The sequence below is a fragment of the Nocardia sp. NPDC004722 genome, from assembly GCF_053601505.1.
Window position 1 is genome coordinate 1 of sequence record NZ_JBSGBY010000107.1, and the last position, 17,496, is coordinate 17,496.

Genomic DNA, 17,496 nt, shown 5'->3' on the forward strand with positions numbered 1-17,496 from the left:
CCATTTGATGCTCATGTCGTTGTCCTTGCCCCAGTTCCGCAACCTCGCGGCGATCTCGTAGCGGTGCATGGGTTGCACGACCACCGCGGAGAGCACCGCCAGACCCATGAGATTCGCGACCTTGCGCTTACGAGCCATCCGGCACCTCCCTACTCGTCTACGAATATACGTCCGCGAGTATATGGTCGCAAGGACTCACTCGAAATCGACATAACCGGCCGTCATTGACGGTTTTCGACCGCGGCCGCACACTCGGAAGGGTGGCGGAGGAGGAGTTCGAGGTTCTGATCGTCGGGGGCGGTCCGGTCGGACTCACCGCCCGCGCCCTGCTCGCCCGCTGGGGCATCCGGACCCTGCTGGTGGAGCGGCATCGCGAACTGTCGCCGTTTCCCAGGTCTCGGCTGGTCAATGTGCGGTCGATGGAGATCTTCCGGCAGCTCGGCATCGCCGAGACCGTCCGCGGCCGCGCCTTCGGGCCCGAATACGGCCGGGTGCGCTTCCGGGAGACCCTGAGCGACAGCGACTTCGGCACCGAGGCCATGGTCGGGGTGCGCGCGCCGATCCCCGAGAGCCCCGAGCAAGGCGTGGTCACCTCGCAGGACCGGCTGGAACCGACCCTGCTCGCCGCCGCGGACACGCCGGTGCGCTTCGATGTCGAATGCGTGGATCTGGCCGAGGAATCCGGCGGCGTGGTGGCGGAGCTCGCCGATCGCCGCGACGGCGCGGTGACCCGCGTGCGCGCGCGGTACGTGCTCGCCGCGGACGGCGCGAATTCCAATCTCCGGCAGCGGCTGGGCATCGCCACCACCGGTCCCGGCGCGATCGGCGAGACCACCACCGTGGTCTTCGAGGCCGAGCTCGGCCGCTGGTCGGCGGAGCAACCGGCCGGGGTCTACTTCACCCCGAACGGATCGGTCATGCCGCTGTATCCGGAGGGTGGCTGGGCCTGGTTCGGGCCGGTCGCGCGGGATCCCGCGACGGACTATGCCGCGCTGGTCGCGCGGGCCTTCGGCCCGGGCGTCGACGTGCCGGTGGACGTGGTCCGGGTCCAGCACTGGGTGATGACCGCCTTTGTCGCCGAGCGCTTTCGGCAGGGCCGGACGCTGCTGGCGGGTGACGCCGCGCACGCGGTACCCATCCTCGGCGGGCTCGGCATGAACGCGGGCCTCGCCGACGTGCACAACCTGTGCTGGAAACTGGCGGGCGTGCTGCGCGGCTGGGCCGCACCGGAACTGCTGGAAACGTATGAGCCGGAACGGATTCCGGTCGCGGCGCGGACGCTGCGGCAGGCCGTCGCCAATGCCGAACGGGTGCGCGCGGCGCAGCTGGCCCGGCGCGCGCGGCGGGAGTCCGCGGCTGCCGAGGGGGCTGTCGAATTGCCTTGGTCGGAAAGGTATTTCGATCAGACAGCCCTCGTACTGGGCATGGTGTACGACTCCGAGGCCGTCCAATCCGACAATGAAGCGCCGCCGCCGGAAACCCCAGGCGTCTACCTCCCGAGCGGGCGTCCGGGCGCGCGCATGCCTCACGTCCCCCTCGCGCCGGGCCGCTCCAGCCTGGATGCGCTGGGCGAGTGGTTCACCGTGTTCACCCCGGACCCCGCCGGGTGGGAGAAGGCCGTCGACACGCGAGTTCCCTGGCGTGTGGAGCGCCTGCCCGACGAGTTCACCGACCTCTGCGGCCTCGGCCCGACCGGGGCCTTACTGGTCCGCCCCGACGGCCACATCGCCGCGCGGTGGCCCCGGCTGCCCGAGGCCGCGGTGAATTACCCGGCGGGAGCGAACCTTTCGCGGAGATAGTCCGCGGTGGCTTGATCGGCGGGCAGGAACGCCTCCAGGTGCAGTTCCGAGAGGGTGATGTCGGTGGCCGTCGCGAAGGAGGTGACGGTGGTGATCAGGCGTAGTTCACCGGCATCCGAGGTCAATCGCAGCGGCACCGCGAAGCCGAGATGGCCGGGACCCGGATCCACCGGCGGGAGATAGCCTTCCAACTCCGCGATGAGCGCGTCGAGGTTCGGGTCGGGGCTGCGGCCCGCCCGATTGCGCAGGCTGTCGGTGACGTGCCGACCCCACTCGGGCAGGTTCAGCACCCGCCGCCCCAGCCCGTCCGGATGCAGCGCCAGCCGCAGCACATTGACCGGGGCCTCCAGCAGTTCCGGGGCGCAGCCCTCGGTCAGCAGCGCGAAGCCGGGATTGGCGGCCACCAGCACCCCGAACGGCCGGGTCACCACCGCCGGGTAGGGGAGATGCCCGTGCAGGATGGTGTCGAGCGCGTACCGGACCGCTTCGAGTTCCGGTGCGTCCAAGGAGGATTCGGGAAAGATCGGCGCGTACCCGGCGGTCAGCAGCAAGGCGTTGCGTTCCCGCAGCGACAGCCCGAGCACCTCGGCCAACCGGACTACCATCGTCCTGCCGGGGTGCGAGCGCCCCTGCTCGAGAAAGCTCAGGTAGCGCTGACTGGTCTCGGCGGCGATGGCCAGATCGAGCTGACTGAGCCGCCGCCGTGTGCGCCAGTCCTTGAGCTGCTGTCCGAACGGGGTGCTCGTCGTCGCCACGGCCATGGTCGTCATACCTCCACTGTGTCGGCCCGGGGGCCGCTCGACGATTCCCTGCGGGGAATCGCGCGAACACCCCGAGCTTCGCAGACTCGTTGCCATGAGCGAAGAACTGAACCAGAACGCGAATGGCGTTGCCTACCAGATGGAACCGCTGCGCGGGCTCGACGGTCTGCGCACCCGGGTCCAGCCGGTACCGGTCCCCGGGCCGAATCAGGTCCTGGTCCGGGTGCGGGCGGCCTCGCTGAACCGGCGCGACATCATGCTGATGGACGGCACCTACCCGCTGCCCGCCCGGCCGGGCGTGGTGCCGCTGGTGGACGGCGTCGGCGAGGTGATCGCGATGGGTGCGGACGTCACCCGCACCGCGCTGGGCGAGCGGGTGATGGGCACCTACTTCGTCGGCTGGAACGACGGCCCGCAATCGCAGGAGCTGACCCGGCAGCAGTACGGCGCGAACCACGACGGCTGGCTGGCGACCTATGTGCTGCTGGAGCAGGAGTCGGTGGTCCGGGTCCCCGCATATCTCACCGATGCGGAAGCTGCCGCGATCACCTGCGCCGGGCTGGTGGCCTGGGCGGGCTTGATCAAGCCGGTGCCGGTCGGTCCCGGGGACACGGTGCTAACCGTAGGTACGGGACCGGTTGGGCTGTTCGGGGTGCAGCACGCGAAAATGCTGGGCGCGCGGGTCATCTCGATCACGTCCTCGCCGGAGAAGGGGGAGCGGCTGCGCAAGCTCGGGGCCGATGAGGTGGTGAATCGCAAGGAGTTCCCGGACTGGGAGAACGCGGTGCTGGAGCACACCGGCGGTATCGGGGTGCAGCGGGTGGTGGAGGCGGTCGGCAAGCAGACCCTGCCGAAATCGATTGCGGCGACGGCCTACAACGGCACGGTGGTGCTGATCGGCGCGTTCCCGGTCGAGGCGGCCGCGACGGCTGTGCCCCCGGCCGACCCCTTGGGTGGCAAGTACGTGGGCCTGCGCCGGATCGCGGTGGGCAGCCGGGTGGATCTGGAGGCCATGAACCGCGCCATCGCCGAGCACGGCATGCGGCCGGTGATCGATCGGGTCTACCCGTTCGAGCAGGCGCGCGAGGCGTTCCGCTACTTCACCGAGGGCGAGCCGTTCGGCAAGGTGGTGCTGACCATCGGCTGAGGCCGACCTGCTACTTATTGGCAATCGGTACGAATAGATATCCACCTGGAACTATTTCCTTACCGTGTAGCCGGTTCAGGGCGCTGGCAAATCTGTGTACGGTCTTTGGAGGAGAAGCATTTCGGATCGGCGGGCGTGTTCTTCGACTCGAAGGAGTTCCCGGGTGACGGTGGGTGCGGTACGCGAGAAACCTGACGCGGCGCGGGAGCGGCCTGCGGTCCCGTCCGCCGACGGCACCCCCGGTCTGTCCGCCCCGACGGAGATGTCGCCCAAGGTGCTCGCCGGACTCGTCATCCTCTCGATGGGTGTCGTCTTCGCGCTGATCGGCGGCACGCTGCGGGCCGGGCTGGACAGTCCCGGCGGTACCGACGAGACCGGCACCCCGCCCTCGAGCACCACCCAGCCCGTCAACGCCCAGCCGCCCGCCCCGGTCCCGGCGCCGCCACCACCCGCACCCGCCGCGCCGGTGCAGCAGCCCGCGCCCGCTCCCGCACCCCAGACCCAGCAGTATGTGCCCGCGCCCGCCCAGGTCGAGGTGTCTCCCGAGACCGCGGCCGCGCCGCCCGCCCCGCCGCCTCCGCCCGCGCCGCCGGCGCTGCCCGACATCCTGGCCCCGATCCTCCCGTTCCTGTTGCCGCCACCCCCGCCCCCGCCGCCCGCACCCTGAGACTCCGGCGGGCCCGGAAACCGAAGGAGGACAGCCATGCTCGGCACCGCCGACGAGATCCAGCGCAACGGAGGCGAATTCGATCCCGACACCGGGGATATCGACCCGCGTCGCTTGGGTATGGCGCTGCTGGTGGCGGCCCTGATGGCCGTCGGCCTCGGAGCGGGCATCTGGCTCACCGCCTCCGGCGAGCGCCCGATCGCCGACACCTCGATCGTGAATGTGCCACGCCTGCGCCATGATCCGATCACACCCGGGCGTGGAGCACCTGCGGTCGTTCCGGTCGCCCCGGTCGCGGAGATTCCGGCCGATGCGCCTGCCCCGGCCGCACCGCCGCCCGCCCCGATCGCTCCGGTCGCCCCGCACGCGGTGGACGTTCCGGTCGTGGTCGTGCCGGGCTACGCCGGTCCGGTGGGGGTGCCGGATCCGCCCGCGCCGCCGGATGATTCGGCCCCGGTCACCGAATAGCCCCGGCCCGGTGCCGGGCTACAGGCCCGAGACGCCCGCGAGCTGCCCGATTCCGTAGGTGACGGCCATGGCCAGCGCGCCACCGATGACGACCCGCAGCACCGCGCGGCGGGGTTCGCTGCCGCCGAGCCGGGAACTGACCGAGCCGGTGACGGCCAGCGCCACCAGGACCGCGGCGAAACAGACCGGGATGCGCCATTGCGTCGGGGGCAGCAGGATGGCCAGGATCGGCAGGATCGCGCCCAGGGTGAAGGAGACCGCCGAGGACAGGGCGGCGTGCCAGGGATTGGTGAGATCGTGTGGGTTCAAACCCAATTCGGCCTCGGCGTGCGCGGCGAAGGCGTCGTGGGCGGTGAGTTCCTCGGCCACCGTCCGGGCGGTCTCGGCCGACAGGCCCTTGTCCCGGTAGATCTGGGTCAGCTCGGCCAGTTCGTATTCCGGTTCCTCGGCCAGTTCGCGGCGCTCCTTGGTCAGCAGGGCGCGTTCGGTGTCGCGCTGGGTGCTGACCGAGACGTACTCGCCGACAGCCATGGAGATGGCGCCCGCGGCCAGGCCCGCGATGCCCGCGGTGAGGATGGCGTTGGTATCGGTGGAGGCGGCGGCGACGCCGACCACCAGGCCCGCGGTGGAGACGATGCCGTCGTTGGCGCCGAGCACCCCGGCGCGCAGCCAGTTGAGCCGGGAGGCGAGGCTGGCGTCGTGCGGCTCGTGCGGGTGCGTCGCGCCGGTGGCGTCCGCTGCGGGGGTGTCGTCCACGTGGGCAGCCTAATTCACCGGCGCACACTCATGCGGTAACGCGATCGGGGGAGGCATGCCTCCCATTTCCGGGGTATGCGGACAGTTTGCTGCAACGATGGGGGTCATGATGCGCTTCTGCAGTCGGTACTGGTCGGTCATTCTTCCGTTGGTCGGGGCCGTGGTACTGGCAGCCTCCTGGGGGCGCTCGCTGAACCCGGCCCTGGCCGCGCTGGTGGCGGTGTTCCTGATGGGCGCGACGCTCTCGGCGGTGCATCACGCGGAGACCGTGGCGCATCGGGTCGGCGAGCCGTTCGGGTCGCTGATCCTGGCGGTGGCGGTGACCATCATCGAGGTGGGGCTGATCGTCACCCTCATGGTGTCGAGCGGTGAGAAGGCCGCCTCGCTGGCCCGCGATACCGTCTTCGCCGCCGTAATGATCACGTGCAACGGCATTTTCGGGCTGTCGCTGCTGGTCGGGGCGGTGCGCCGCCGGGTGGCGGTCTTCAATGCGGAGGGTACCGGCGCGGCCCTGGCGACCGTCGCCACTCTCGCGACCTTGAGCCTGGTGCTGCCGACCTTCACCACCAGCGAGCCCGGCCCGGTCTTCTCGGCCTCCCAGTTGATCTTCGCCGCGGTGGCTTCGCTGGTGCTCTACGGCGTGTTCGTGATGGTGCAGACCATCCGGCATCCCGACGACTTCCTGCCCGTCGAGGGCGGCTCGGCCGGGACCGACGATGAGCACGACGAGCCGCCCACCAAGCGACAGGCCCTGCTGAGCCTGGGTTTGCTGCTGGTTGCCTTGATCGGTGTGGTCGGGCTGGCGAAGGTGGTCTCGCCCAATATCGAATCCGGTATCGCCGCGGCCGGATTGCCGCAGTCGGCGGTCGGTGTGGTGATCGCGCTGCTGGTGCTCGCCCCCGAGACCATCGCGGCCGTGCGGGCGGCGCGCCGCGATCAGGTGCAGATCTCGCTGAACCTGGCGCTCGGCTCGGCCATGGCCAGCATCGGTCTGACCATTCCGGCCATCGCCCTCGCCTCGATCTGGATCGAGGGTCCGCTCATGCTGGGGCTGGGCGCGACCCAGATGGTGCTGCTGGCCTTGACGGTGGTGGTGGGCGCGCTGACCGTGGTGCCCGGGCGCGCGACCCTGTTGCAGGGCGGCGTGCACCTGGTGTTGTTCTCGGCCTTCGTGTTTCTGGCGGTCAGTCCCTAGCGCCCGTCAGGAGTTCCAGCGGTAGATCTGGCCGTCGCGCAGTTCGTAGTCCGTCGCGGGCTTCGTCGCGTCGTGCCGGGATAGCAATGCCATCACCTGGACGCGTCCGCGGGTGGTGACACCCGCCTCGGTCCAATGCACATAGGGGTGCACGAGTTTCGCGAATTCTGCCCAGTCGCCGGTTTCGATCGTGTGCAGGACCGCCGACACCGTCTTGTCCACAGGCACAGTGAACACGCCGCGTCCGGATCGCGCGTGGGTTCGGTGCTAAACGGGATTTGCTGACAGATCACTCAATTTCCTGCCGGGTATGGCCGAGGCCATGTACGAGGCTTCGCGAGAGGTTCGCCTCGGCGGTGCGGGATCTCATATTGATAGCGAACAGATCTAATAACACGTTCTAGAACTGCAGGTCACATGCCTATTCGTCCCACTGACCGGTAATAACGGCAGGTGTACCAGACGGTAACTTAGAGGCTCCGCTCACACCTCGAGCCGATTTGTTGTAACCCGACGTAACCATTAGCTTTGATGGCAGGCAGTGTTGCCGATCACGGAGAAGAAATTTGAAGCTCGTCACCCCGCGTCGGTTCCGGCGTCCTGATGAAGTAGTCCCGCGTTGACCCGGGCGGTCCAGAACCGGCCTGCGGTCAAGAGCCGCTCCGCCGCGCGCATCGTCCGTGACAACTTCTCCGGCACCACCGTCGCCTCGCTGCGCACCTTCGGTCGCGCGGTCGGCATTGCCGAGGAAGCGGTGATCGGCACCTTCACCGATATCGTGCGTCGCCAGTTCCAGTGGAAAGAGGCGATCCTGCAGGCGTGGCGGCTCATCACCGTCACCGCGATCCCCGCCGTGCTCATCGCGATCCCGTTCGGCGTCATCGTCTCGGTGCAGGTCGGCAACCTCATCCACACCCTCGGCGCGGACTCGCTGCTGGGCGCGACCGGCGGCCTGGGCGTCATCAAACAGGGCGCACCGCTGGCCACCGGCTTCCTGCTGGGCGGCGCGGGCGCGGCGGCCCTGGCCGCGGATCTGGGCGCGCGCACCATTCGCGAGGAGATCGACGCGCTGAACACCATGGGCATCAACCCGATCCACCGCTTGGTGATCCCGCGCCTGGTGGCCATGGTCTTCGTGGCCCCGCTGCTGAACGTGCTCATCATCTTCGTCGGCGTGCTGGCCGGGTACGGCGTGGCCATCGGCGGGCAGGGCGTGACGCCCGGCTCCTACTGGTCCACCTTCGGGTCCTTCACCACCACCGCCGATGTCTGGATCTCCCTGTTGAAGGCCGTCATCTTCGGCTTCCTCGTGGTGATCATCGCCTGCCAGCGCGGGCTCGAGGCGAAGGGCGGCCCGCGCGGTGTCGCGGACGCCGTGAACGCCGCGGTGGTGCTGTCGGTGGTGTCGATCGTGACGGTCAACCTGGTCGCCACCCAGATCACCGATCTGTTCCTGCCCACGAGGCTGGCCTGATGTCGGCCACCTACGTGCCCAAGGGGTTGGGCTGGGCGGCGCGCGCCTACCGCCGCCGGGGTTTGATCCTGCGCCGCGTCGAGGGACTCGGCTTCATCCTGTCGTTCGTCTGGCAGGTGCTCTCGTCGATCCCGTTGACGCTCAAGCGGTATCGCGACGAGACCATGCGCGCCATCTCGGACATGACCTGGGGCCGTGGCTCGGTCATCGTCGGCGGCGGCACGGTCCCGATGATGATCGTGCTGGGCCTGGTGATGGGCGCGTCGGTGGCGGTGGAGTCGTTCACGACGCTGGACATGCTCGGCATGGGCCCGGTCTCGGGTCTGGTGTCGGCCTACGCCACCACCCGTGAGCTGGCCCCGATCGCCGCGGCCATCGGTTTCGCCGCGCAGGCGGGCTGCCGCATGACCGCCGAGATCGGGTCGATGCGCATCTCCGAGGAGATCGACGCCATCGAATCGCTGGGTCTGCGTTCGGTGCCCTTCGTGGTGACCACGCGGGTCTTGGCGGGCGCGGTCGCCATCATCCCGACCTTCCTGATCGCGCTGATCCTGTCCTACGCGTCCTGCCGCGGGCTGATCACGCTGGTGCACGGGGCGTCGGCGGGCGTGTACGACCACTATTTCTTCCAGTTCGTGTCCGGCTTCGATGTGATCGCGGCCGTGGTGAAGGTGGCCATCTTCGCGGTGGTCGTCATCCTGATCCACTGCTACTACGGCTTTTTCGCGACCGGCGGCCCGGAGGGCGTGGGTATCGCCTCGGGCAAGGCGGTGCGGGCGAGCTCGGTGGCGATCATCGCCATGGACATGGTGCTGTCACTGTCCCTGTGGGGCTTCAACTCGGCGATTACGTTCACGGGGTAGGGGATGCCGAATTACGGAATGCCGGGTGTGGCCGTCGATCGCAAGCGCGCGCTGACGGTAGGCGCGGTCGCGTTGGCGCTGGTGGCCGCCGTGGTGGCGGGCTGGTCGCTGTATTCGTCGCAGCAGACCGAGGACGGGTTGGCGATCTCGCTGCGCACCGAGCAGATCGGTGACGGCGTGCTGGTCGGCACCGAGGTGCGGGCCAACGGCGTGGTGGTCGGCAAGGTCACCGATATCGCACCGGATCAGCATGGGACGCAGCAGATCTCGCTGCGGCTGGATGACAAGAAGCTGTTCGGCATCGACGACAGCCTCCAGGTCGACTACGCGCCCGCCAACCTCTTCGGCATCAGCGAGATCGAATTGCGCAAGGGCGCGGGCGGTTCCCCGCTGCGCGAGGGATCGGTGCTGGACTTCACCGGTGCGCATGCCGCCGCCGTCTACGACGCCACCATGGGCTCGATTCTGCGCAGCGCCTCGCAGGTGGGCGGTTCGGTGCTGACCCCGCAGATGGCGTCGGTGATCGCGCAGGCCGCGGCCGACACCCAGGCGTTCACGCCGCTGGCGCAGGCGTTGATCACCGCGCAGCGCACCATCACCAACAACCAGAAGATGCCGATGTCGGAGCTGTTCGGCAAGCTCGGCCCGGCCTTCGACGGCGGCGGCCAGTTCGCGGGCGCGACCGTGCAGGTGGTGGATCTGATCCGCAGCATGCAGCGGTTGCAGACCGATCGGGCCACCTACGACAAGAACCTCGCGATCGTGACCGGGCAGCTGCTGCCGGTACTGGCGAACACCTTCTCGCAGGCCGGAACTCAGCTCTCCGGCACCACCGACATGCTGGTGCCGGTGCTGACCGCGCTGGCGCAGATGGTGCCGCGGCCGCAGCAGTCGGCGGTCGAATTGCGGGAACTGCTGGCGCGTTTGAGCGCGGCCATGCCGGACAACGGCCAGGGGCCGGTGCTGAATGTGGAGGTCGATCTGAAGGGCGTGCCGGGAATCGCGGTGCCGCTGCTGGGAGGTGCCCGATGAGCGTCAAGGCCGCGGCGTGGCGGCTGGCCTTGTTCGCGGGCGTGATCGGTGTGGTGCTGATGCTGGTGCTCACCGCGATCCAGCGGCCGGTGTCGGGGAAGACCGAGTCGCACGACGCCCTCTTCACCGATGCCAACGGCCTCAAGGTCGGCGATGACGTGCGCATGTACGGCGTGCAGGTCGGCAAGGTGAAGGCCATCAACCTCGACGGCGCACAGGCGCGAGTTCAGGTGGCGGTCAAGGACGATGCGCCGATCTACGACAACTCCAAGCTGGCCATCCGGTACCAGAACCTGACCGGGCAGCGGTACATCGATTTGCAGCAGCAGCCGCAGCCGGGCAACCGGATCGCGGTGGGCGCGCGCATCGGCACCGACCACACGGTGCCGTCCTTCGATGTGACGCAGCTGTTCAACGGCCTGAAGCCGGTGCTGCAGACGATCTCTCCGGAGGCCATCAACCAGTTCAGCGCCAGCATGGTCGCTTTGATCGAGGGGGACGGCAGCGGTGTCGGCCCGGCCATGGACGCGATCGGGAAATTGGCTTCGTACGTGGACAATCGGCAGCAGGTGATCTGGACGCTGATCCACAACATGTCGGACCTGTCGGATCGTCTCGGCGGGCGCGTGCACTACCTGGTGCCGCTGCTGAAGCAGCTGTCGGACATCTTCGAGGCGTTGCAGCAGAACATCGGCGGCCTGGCGCAATTCGCCATGACCGCGCCGTCGGTGCTGCGGCCCATCGACAATCTGCTGAACTCGCTGGGTATCAACAGCGGGTCGGATGTGGACGCGTTGATCCGCCGCATCTTCCCCGATGCCAAGGAGGCGGTGGACACCTTCAGCCGCCTGCCCGCGGTGCTGGGCGCGGCCGACGTGTCGCTGCCGTCGAGCCCGTCGGGCTGGAAGCCGGTGTGCAGCAAGGGCAGCGCCGATCTGCCCGCGGTGGTCAAGGTGCTGGTTTCGGGACAGCAGGTGGCGATATGCAACGGATGATCCGCCTGTTCCGGCGTGACGACCGGGTGGTCGACGACGCGACCAAGCAGAAGCGCCACTTGCGCAAGGGCATTCTCGGCGCGGTCGCGCTGGTGATCGGCCTGCTCGCCGCCGGTGCGTTGTACGTCGTGCCGCTGGGCAAGCACGCCTATACCGCGGAACTGTCGGAGGCGCAGTCGGTGAAGGCGGGCGACGATGTGCGCATCGCCGGCATCTCGGTCGGCTCGGTGAAGTCCCTGGAGTTGAAGCCGGACAAGGTCGTCATGCGCTTCACCGTGAATTCCGATGTGTTCCTGGGCGATCAGACCTCCCTGGACATCCGCATGCTGACCATCGTCGGCGGGCACTATGTGGCGCTGTTCCCGGCCGGGACCAAACCGCTGGGCGCCGCGGCGATTCCGGCGGACCGGGTGCGGCTGCCCTACAGCCTGGTCGAGACCTTCCAGGACGCCGCCACTCCGCTGGCCAAGATCGACGGGTCGACGCTCAACAGAAACCTTGCCGCGCTGGGCAATTCGATCGACGGCGCGCCCGACAGCCTGCGCACCACGCTCTCGACGGTCGCGACCTACGTGGACGCGTTGGACAAGCAGCGCAGCCAGGTGTCGAACGCCGTGGCCGTGGCCGACGAGTACGTGCGCATGTACGACGGCGCGAAGTCGGATCTCGGCAGGCTCATGGACAATGCCAACCTGCTGGTCACCGTGCTCGACGACAAGCATTCGGAAATGGCGGAAGCGCTGCGGCTGCTCAGCGACATCCTCGATCGCCTCGGCGGCACCGAACCGACCTGGTCGGATCTGAAGCCCAAGCTGACCGACGCGGTCAATGAGCTACAGCAGCTCGGCGAGAAGTTCGCCCCCACCCTGACCGCCGCGCAGGATCTGCAGAAGAAGCTGTCGGACTTGGTGATTCCGGATGGTGGCGTGAAGGTCGATCAGTCGGGCCAGACCGTGACCCTGCCGCAGGTGTGCATTCCGCTGCCGGGGAAGGACTGCTGATGTTCAAGCGGATGCTCGGATCGCAGGCGTTCATGTCGGTCGCCGGTGCGGTGCTGGTCGTGGTGCTGGCGGTGGTCGGCTACTTCATCGTCTTCGATCCGATGAAGAAGACCGTCGCCTACTGCGCGATCATGCCCGACGCCGTCGGCCTGTACGCGGGCAACAAGGTGACCATGCGCGGAATCCCGGTCGGCACCGTGGATTCCGTCGCGGCCGACGGCACCAAGGTCAAGGTGAAGTTCACCGTCGACGCCCAGTACCCGGTGTACGCGGACGCGGCCGCCACCACGGTCTCGGATTCCATTGTGGCCGACCGCAATCTGGCGGTGCTCAACAGCGGCAAGAACCTGGCGCACTGGGATTCCGCACAGTGCATCACCAAATCCCTGACGCCCAAGAGCATTACCGAGACGCTGACCGCGCTGGCGGATCTGTCCTCGCAGTTGCAGCAGGCGCAGGCCCCGGATGCGCTGGCGCACGGCCTGTCCGGGCTGGACACCGCCACCCAGGGGGCGGGCCCGCAGATCAACGAGATCGTCAAGAAGCTGGGTTCGGCGCTGTCACAGCCGGATGCCGATATCGGCCATCTGGCGGGCATCTTCGACGCCTTCGCCTCGGTCGGCGAGAAGGTCGAGGACCACTGGGGCGATCTGCGGTCCATGCTGCTGCGGCTGGGCCCGGCGCTGACCAATGCCAGTACCGAATTGCTCGGTCCCGGTGCGCAACTCATCGATCGTCTCGGCGCGGTGCTGCCCATGCTCAACGACCTGGTCACCATCGCGGGCGACCCGATCATGAAGGCCCTCGACGACACGCTGCCGTTGGTTCGCCTGCTGCGCGCCAATGTCGGATCCCTGTCCGAGGTCATGCTCAAGATGCCCGTACTCACCAACGCCGCCCAGAACATCATGTCCAACGGCGTCACCTACGGTTCCCCGCGCGCGGCGCTCCCGGCCCCGCAGGCCGAACAGGTCTGCGCCGCGGTCAACGCCGCCTCCCCGGGCGCGTGCACCGACGCCGCCAACGGCCTGGTGAACGTGCCGCTGGTCCCGCTGGTGCTCGGAATGGCAGGTGCGCGATGAGAATCGGACGCTGGAACGTCACGGTCGACACCGAGGGCTTCCGCATGCCGCGGGGCGTGGCGAAACGAGCCGGTGCGGTGGTGCTGGCCGCCGGACTGCTGACCGGCGTCGGCGGGTGCGCCTTCGATCCGTCCTCGGTCCCGGTGCCGGGCACGACCGTGTCCGGGCCGACCTACCGGATCCACATCGAGTTCGGCAACGTACTGAATCTGCCCGCCAAGGCGAAGGTGATCGCCAACGGTGCGCAGGTCGGCACGGTGTCCGGTGTGCGCGTGGTGAATTCGGCCGACGCGGGCGGACATGGCGGCTATGTCGTGGTGGACGCGGACATTTCGTCCAAGGTGCAGTTGCCGACCGCCTCGGTGGCCGAACTGCGGCAGAACACCGTCCTCGGCGACATCCACCTGGCGCTGACCACGCCGCCGGACGGCTTCAACTCGCTGTTGAAGGACGGCGGGACCATCACCCAGGACCACACCAAGCCGCCGGTGCAGCTCGAGGACACCATGGCCGCGCTGGCCGCCTTCACCCAGGGCGGCGCGGTCAACCAGCTGCAGGACATCATCAATCGGTTCAACGCGGTCCTGCCGCAGGATCCGAACGAGACCAAGCGGATCGCCCAGAACGCGGCCGGGAACGCCGTCGATCTGGCCGCGAATCTGGACCAGGTCGACAGCCTGCTCAACGGTCTCGGCGTGAACGCCCAGGTGCTGCACGACCGCGCGGACTTCCTCGATCACCAGCTCAGCCAGGAGTCGGTGGACGCCATGACCGGGGTGACCAACTCCATCAAGGGCGTCACCCAGATCTTCGCGGCGCTCGGGCAGCTCGGGCAGTCGCTGGTGTGGCTGGCCCCGCTGGCCGGTGCGCTGGACCCGGTGACGCAAGCCTTCGCGCCGCTGGCGCTTTCGGGTAAACCGCTGGATCTGTCGCAGCCGTCGAACCTCTCGGCGCTGGTTGCGCTGCTGCGGGACAAGCTGATTCCGTTCGTGGAGAACGGGCCGAAGGTGAATATCACCGGGGTCAAGGCGGATTCGGTCTCCCGTGACGACCAGGTCGCCAACATTCTGTCCGGACTACGCGTGATCGGGGCCGTGCGATGAAATGGGGTTCGCTGGCATCGCTGGGCGGCATCGCGGTCGTCACCGTGGTGGGCGCGAGCTACCTGACCTTCGGTGTGGTGCGGGCGGATCCGTTCGCGCACTACACGAACGCGTCCATGGTGATGCCGAATTCCGGTGGCCTGAGCGTGGGTTCGCCGATCCTGCTGACCGGTATGAAGGTCGGCAAGGTGACCTCGGTGGACTCGACCGCGCGCGGCATCGAGGTGGGCATCCGCATCGACGGCGACCGCAAGCTGCCCACCAACAGCGACATCTCCATCGAGCAGCTGTCCGCGCTCGGCGAGCCGTACGTGGAATTCCGGCCCAAGGTCGCGGGCGGGCCGTACCTGACCGACGGGCAGCGCCTCGACACCGCCTCGATCAAGTCGCCGCTGTCCATCCCGGAAGTGTCGCGGCTGGTCAACAAGGTCATGAACCAGCTCGACCCCAAGGTGGCGGCCTCGCTGGCCAGTACCCTCGGCACGGCCTTCCACGACACCGACTCGTCCATGCCGAACCTCACCCGAGCCGGTGACCTACTGGCCCAGGCGATCATGAGCCGCGAACCCAAGATCGCTCAGCTACTCAACAGCTTCCAAGCGGCGGCCTCGAATATCGCGGGCATGGGTGAAGCCACCGCGACGGCCGCACCGGCATTCGTGCAGTTCGAGCAGTCGCTCGAGGAGCTCATCAATGCCGTCGGTAGACTCACCGATCGTGCACCCGGCCCGCAAGCCTATGTGAGCGGCAACGGACTGGCACCGTTCCTGACCCGGCTGACCGAATGGCTCCAGCAGGCCGGACCCGAATTGAAGACCCTCGCGCCCCAGCTGCAACCGCTCGCCGACGCGGCGCGCACGGCCGGGCCGCAGATCAATATCAGCAACTTGATCTCGCAGGCGCTCGCCTCCACCGCCGACGGCGCGGTGCGGGTGCAGGTCGACGTCAAGTAGCGATACAGCAAGGAGAAGACCATGTCTCAGGACACCGAACCGACGAGTCCGGTCGACCCGGAGACCCCTGCCGTCTCCGCGGAGAAGCAGACCGAGACGACCGACAAGGCGCCCGCGGCCGCCGCCAAGACCGTCTCGATCAAGCTCTCGGCGCTGCTCACCGCGGCCGCCGGCATCGCGCTCATCGCCGCGCTGGTGACCGTCACCGTGCTGTGGCAGTCCGCCCGCAGCGACCTGAAGAGCCGCGACAACCAGGCCGCCGACGACAAGCACGCCGAACAGGTGGCCTCCGACTACGCCATGGGCGCGGCCAATCTCAACTACGCCGACTTCAACGCCTGGACCGTGCGCCTGAAGGCCAACACCACCCCCGCGCTGGCCGCCAAGTTCGACGCCACCGCCTCGAAGCTGCAGGAGATCCTGGTCCCGCTCAAGTGGACCTCGAGCCCGACCCTGCTCAGCTCGCAGGTCGTCAACCGCGACAACGGCGTCTACAAGGTCAACGTCTATCTGAACGTCAACTCCACCAACGCCCAGAACCCGGACGGCGTGCTGACCACCATCTACTACACGGTCAATGTCGATCCGAAGGGCGACTGGAAGGTCACCGACGTCGGCGGCATGGACCTCCCACTGCCCAAGCCGTAACCGGGGCGAAAACCGCTCCGGATCGGGCAGACTGAAGTGCATGGATCTGGGGCTGCACTACTGGAACTACTCGACTCCCGCCGAACCCGAACGAATCGCGCCCACCCTCGCGCATACCGCCCGCATCGCCGAACAGGCCGGGTTCGCGCAGTTCACCGTCATGGACCACTACTTCCAGATGGAGCACAGCGGGCAGCACGACGAGCCCATGCTGGAGGGTTACACCACCCTCGGCTATCTGGCCGCGCTGACCGAGCGAATGCGGCTGGGCCTGCTGGTCACCGGCGTGATGTACCGCTATCCCGGCCTGCTGGCCAAGATCGTGACCACGCTGGACGTGCTGTCGGGCGGCCGCGCGGAGCTCGGTATCGGCGCGTCCTGGTACGAGCGCGAGCAGCGGGCGCTGGGCGTGCCGGTGGTCCCCATGGCCGAGCGGTTCGAGCGGCTCGAGGAGACGCTGCAGATCTGCCTGCAAATGTGGGGGCCGGACAACGGCCCGTACAAGGGCGAGCACTACCAGCTGGCCGAAACCCTGTGCGTGCCCGCGCCTTTGACCCGCCCGCACCCGCCCATCCTGATCGGCGGCGGTGGCGAGAAGAAGACGCTGCTGCTGGTGGCGCGGTATGCCGACGCCTGCAACCTTTTCGCGAGCAGCGTCGAGGACGTGGCCGCCAAGCTCGAGGTGCTGCGCGGGCACTGTGAGGCGGAACGGCGTGACTACCACGCGATCCGCAAGACGGCCGTCTACGTGGCCCCGGCGCTCGCGGATCCGGACCAGGTGCTGCGCGACGCCGAACAGCTGTCCGCGCTGGGGATCACGCAGCTGGACTTCATGCCCAACGGTGATCCGGTCGCCTACGCCACCGAATTCGCCGAACGACTGCTGCCGCGTTTGACCTCTATCTGATCGAGCCTGACCTCGATCTGATCGGGGCCGGTCCCGAACCGAAAGTGCCCGACCGCCTTCGGGGATTCCGGGAGTTCGGTATCATCGCGCGCGCTTGCTCACCACCTGGAGGACACCGTGCCCGCGAACCCCACCGCCGCCGAACTACTGGCGACCGTCGAAGCTTCCCCGCGGGCGGTCGGCGCGCACGACAAGGCCGCCTGGGTGGGCCTTTTCGCCGACGACGGCAGCGTCGAGGACCCGGTCGGCTCGCGCCCGCACATCGGGCGCGCGGCCGTCGAGCGCTTCTACGAGACCTTCATCGCGCCCAACGGGATCGCCTTCGACGTCACCCATGACGTGGTGTGCGGGATGACCGTCTTCCGCGATCTGACCATCGCCACCACCATGTCGACCGGGGTGACGCTGCACGTGCCCATGCACCTGCGCTACGACCTCGCCGAGGTGGACGGCGCGCTGAGAATCCGTGTGCTGCGCGCACATTGGGAGCTGGCGGGCATGATCGGCCAACTGCTGGGCTCCGGCGCGCAGGGCCTGCTGGCGGGGGCGAAGCTGGGGCCGCAGCTGCTCGGCAACCAGGGTGTCGGCGGCGCGATCGGTTTCATGTCCGGGCTGCGCGGCGTCGGCAAGCCGGGCAAGGCGGCG

Annotated in this window: 19 protein-coding genes; 16 read left to right on the plus strand and 3 right to left on the minus strand. The window is 68.3% G+C overall.

From position 1 onward, the window contains the following. The first annotated feature begins 260 nt into the window (after window positions 1-260). Window positions 261-1,799 carry an FAD-dependent monooxygenase gene (locus ACWELQ_RS13555; RefSeq protein ID WP_452397337.1) on the plus strand — a complete coding sequence of 513 codons (1,539 nt, stop codon included), beginning with the start codon at window positions 261-263 and terminating at the stop codon, window positions 1,797-1,799. Here the strand turns inward: ACWELQ_RS13555 and ACWELQ_RS13560 are convergent. Next, on the minus strand, window positions 1,766-2,569 hold the full coding sequence (locus tag ACWELQ_RS13560) for a helix-turn-helix domain-containing protein (protein WP_452397338.1): 804 nt from the start codon (window positions 2,567-2,569) through the stop codon (window positions 1,766-1,768). The genes ACWELQ_RS13555 and ACWELQ_RS13560 overlap by 34 nt on opposite strands. An 85-nt stretch (window positions 2,570-2,654) precedes the next feature. On the opposite strand from ACWELQ_RS13560, the gene ACWELQ_RS13565 reads away from it, so the two are divergent. The 3 genes from ACWELQ_RS13565 to ACWELQ_RS13575 all read left to right on the plus strand — a co-directional run bounded on the left by ACWELQ_RS13565 (window position 2,655) and on the right by ACWELQ_RS13575 (window position 4,842). Beyond that, window positions 2,655-3,707: a zinc-dependent alcohol dehydrogenase family protein gene (locus ACWELQ_RS13565; protein WP_452397339.1), complete on the plus strand. Its 1,053-nt coding sequence runs from the start codon at window positions 2,655-2,657 to the stop codon at window positions 3,705-3,707. Window positions 3,708-3,870: 163 nt separating this feature from the next. Beyond that, window positions 3,871-4,374 (plus strand): hypothetical protein, encoded by a 504-nt coding sequence (locus ACWELQ_RS13570; RefSeq protein WP_452397340.1) that lies wholly within the window; start codon window positions 3,871-3,873, stop codon window positions 4,372-4,374. A gap of 36 nt (window positions 4,375-4,410) precedes the next feature. Continuing rightward, on the plus strand, window positions 4,411-4,842 hold the full coding sequence (locus tag ACWELQ_RS13575) for a hypothetical protein (RefSeq protein WP_452397341.1): 432 nt from the start codon (window positions 4,411-4,413) through the stop codon (window positions 4,840-4,842). Between the two features lie 18 nt (window positions 4,843-4,860). Here the strand turns inward: ACWELQ_RS13575 and ACWELQ_RS13580 are convergent, their stop codons facing one another. Continuing rightward, window positions 4,861-5,598, minus strand: a complete 738-nt coding sequence (locus ACWELQ_RS13580; RefSeq protein WP_452397342.1) for a VIT1/CCC1 transporter family protein — start codon at window positions 5,596-5,598, stop codon at window positions 4,861-4,863. A 109-nt stretch (window positions 5,599-5,707) separates the two neighbouring features. Here ACWELQ_RS13580 and ACWELQ_RS13585 point away from each other — a divergent pair, with 109 nt between their 5' ends. After that, entirely contained in the window at window positions 5,708-6,793 is a 1,086-nt protein-coding gene (locus tag ACWELQ_RS13585; protein ID WP_452397355.1) for a calcium:proton antiporter, read from the plus strand. Between the two features lie 6 nt (window positions 6,794-6,799). On the opposite strand, the gene ACWELQ_RS13590 is transcribed toward ACWELQ_RS13585, so the two are convergent. Further along, window positions 6,800-7,030 (minus strand): nuclear transport factor 2 family protein, encoded by a 231-nt coding sequence (locus ACWELQ_RS13590; RefSeq protein WP_452397343.1) that lies wholly within the window; start codon window positions 7,028-7,030, stop codon window positions 6,800-6,802. A gap of 382 nt (window positions 7,031-7,412) precedes the next feature. Here ACWELQ_RS13590 and ACWELQ_RS13595 point away from each other — a divergent pair, with 382 nt between their 5' ends. The 11 genes from ACWELQ_RS13595 to ACWELQ_RS13645 all read left to right on the plus strand — a co-directional run. After that, the gene (locus ACWELQ_RS13595; RefSeq protein WP_452397344.1) at window positions 7,413-8,267 is read left to right on the plus strand and encodes an ABC transporter permease; all 855 of its coding nucleotides are present in this window, start codon (window positions 7,413-7,415) and stop codon (window positions 8,265-8,267) included. Then, window positions 8,267-9,130, plus strand: a complete 864-nt coding sequence (locus ACWELQ_RS13600; RefSeq protein WP_452397345.1) for an ABC transporter permease — start codon at window positions 8,267-8,269, stop codon at window positions 9,128-9,130. The genes ACWELQ_RS13595 and ACWELQ_RS13600 overlap by 1 nt, the downstream gene beginning before the upstream one ends. A gap of 3 nt (window positions 9,131-9,133) precedes the next feature. Continuing rightward, window positions 9,134-10,162: an MlaD family protein gene (locus tag ACWELQ_RS13605; protein ID WP_452397346.1), complete on the plus strand. Its 1,029-nt coding sequence runs from the start codon at window positions 9,134-9,136 to the stop codon at window positions 10,160-10,162. Continuing rightward, window positions 10,159-11,157, plus strand: coding sequence for an MlaD family protein (locus tag ACWELQ_RS13610; protein WP_452397347.1), 999 nt, complete (start codon window positions 10,159-10,161; stop codon window positions 11,155-11,157). Before ACWELQ_RS13605 ends, ACWELQ_RS13610 begins: the two co-directional genes overlap by 4 nt. Next, on the plus strand, window positions 11,145-12,158 hold the full coding sequence (locus ACWELQ_RS13615) for an MlaD family protein (protein WP_452397348.1): 1,014 nt from the start codon (window positions 11,145-11,147) through the stop codon (window positions 12,156-12,158). The genes ACWELQ_RS13610 and ACWELQ_RS13615 overlap by 13 nt, the downstream gene beginning before the upstream one ends. Next, window positions 12,158-13,240: an MlaD family protein gene (locus ACWELQ_RS13620; RefSeq protein ID WP_452397349.1), complete on the plus strand. Its 1,083-nt coding sequence runs from the start codon at window positions 12,158-12,160 to the stop codon at window positions 13,238-13,240. Before ACWELQ_RS13615 ends, ACWELQ_RS13620 begins: the two co-directional genes overlap by 1 nt. Further along, window positions 13,237-14,343 (plus strand): MlaD family protein, encoded by a 1,107-nt coding sequence (locus tag ACWELQ_RS13625; protein WP_452397350.1) that lies wholly within the window; start codon window positions 13,237-13,239, stop codon window positions 14,341-14,343. The genes ACWELQ_RS13620 and ACWELQ_RS13625 overlap by 4 nt, the downstream gene beginning before the upstream one ends. Continuing rightward, the gene (locus tag ACWELQ_RS13630) at window positions 14,340-15,296 is read left to right on the plus strand and encodes an MlaD family protein (protein ID WP_452397351.1); all 957 of its coding nucleotides are present in this window, start codon (window positions 14,340-14,342) and stop codon (window positions 15,294-15,296) included. The genes ACWELQ_RS13625 and ACWELQ_RS13630 overlap by 4 nt, the downstream gene beginning before the upstream one ends. A 21-nt stretch (window positions 15,297-15,317) precedes the next feature. Further along, window positions 15,318-15,944 carry a hypothetical protein gene (locus tag ACWELQ_RS13635; RefSeq protein WP_452397352.1) on the plus strand — a complete coding sequence of 209 codons (627 nt, stop codon included), beginning with the start codon at window positions 15,318-15,320 and terminating at the stop codon, window positions 15,942-15,944. A 40-nt stretch (window positions 15,945-15,984) separates the two neighbouring features. Beyond that, the gene (locus tag ACWELQ_RS13640) at window positions 15,985-16,851 is read left to right on the plus strand and encodes an LLM class F420-dependent oxidoreductase (RefSeq protein WP_452397353.1); all 867 of its coding nucleotides are present in this window, start codon (window positions 15,985-15,987) and stop codon (window positions 16,849-16,851) included. Between the two features lie 117 nt (window positions 16,852-16,968). Beyond that, a partial coding sequence (locus ACWELQ_RS13645) for a nuclear transport factor 2 family protein (RefSeq protein WP_452397354.1) occupies window positions 16,969-17,496 on the plus strand: 528 nt, incomplete at its 3' end.

Excerpts from the sequence above, each read along its gene's own strand:
- ACWELQ_RS13640 (WP_452397353.1), top strand. The coding sequence starts at position 15,985 with ATGGATCTGGGGCTGCACTACTGGAACTACTCGACTCCCGCCGAACCC.
- ACWELQ_RS13615 (WP_452397348.1), top strand. The coding sequence starts at position 11,145 with ATGCAACGGATGATCCGCCTGTTCCGGCGTGACGACCGGGTGGTCGAC.
- ACWELQ_RS13625 (WP_452397350.1), top strand. The coding sequence starts at position 13,237 with ATGAGAATCGGACGCTGGAACGTCACGGTCGACACCGAGGGCTTCCGC.
- ACWELQ_RS13620 (WP_452397349.1), top strand. The coding sequence starts at position 12,158 with ATGTTCAAGCGGATGCTCGGATCGCAGGCGTTCATGTCGGTCGCCGGT.
- ACWELQ_RS13565 (WP_452397339.1), top strand. The coding sequence starts at position 2,655 with ATGAGCGAAGAACTGAACCAGAACGCGAATGGCGTTGCCTACCAGATG.
- ACWELQ_RS13610 (WP_452397347.1), top strand. The coding sequence starts at position 10,159 with ATGAGCGTCAAGGCCGCGGCGTGGCGGCTGGCCTTGTTCGCGGGCGTG.
- ACWELQ_RS13600 (WP_452397345.1), top strand. The coding sequence starts at position 8,267 with ATGTCGGCCACCTACGTGCCCAAGGGGTTGGGCTGGGCGGCGCGCGCC.
- ACWELQ_RS13630 (WP_452397351.1), top strand. The coding sequence starts at position 14,340 with ATGAAATGGGGTTCGCTGGCATCGCTGGGCGGCATCGCGGTCGTCACC.
- ACWELQ_RS13585 (WP_452397355.1), top strand. The coding sequence starts at position 5,708 with ATGCGCTTCTGCAGTCGGTACTGGTCGGTCATTCTTCCGTTGGTCGGG.
- ACWELQ_RS13605 (WP_452397346.1), top strand. The coding sequence starts at position 9,134 with ATGCCGAATTACGGAATGCCGGGTGTGGCCGTCGATCGCAAGCGCGCG.
- ACWELQ_RS13575 (WP_452397341.1), top strand. The coding sequence starts at position 4,411 with ATGCTCGGCACCGCCGACGAGATCCAGCGCAACGGAGGCGAATTCGAT.
- ACWELQ_RS13560 (WP_452397338.1), bottom strand. The coding sequence starts at position 2,569 with ATGACGACCATGGCCGTGGCGACGACGAGCACCCCGTTCGGACAGCAG.
- ACWELQ_RS13635 (WP_452397352.1), top strand. The coding sequence starts at position 15,318 with ATGTCTCAGGACACCGAACCGACGAGTCCGGTCGACCCGGAGACCCCT.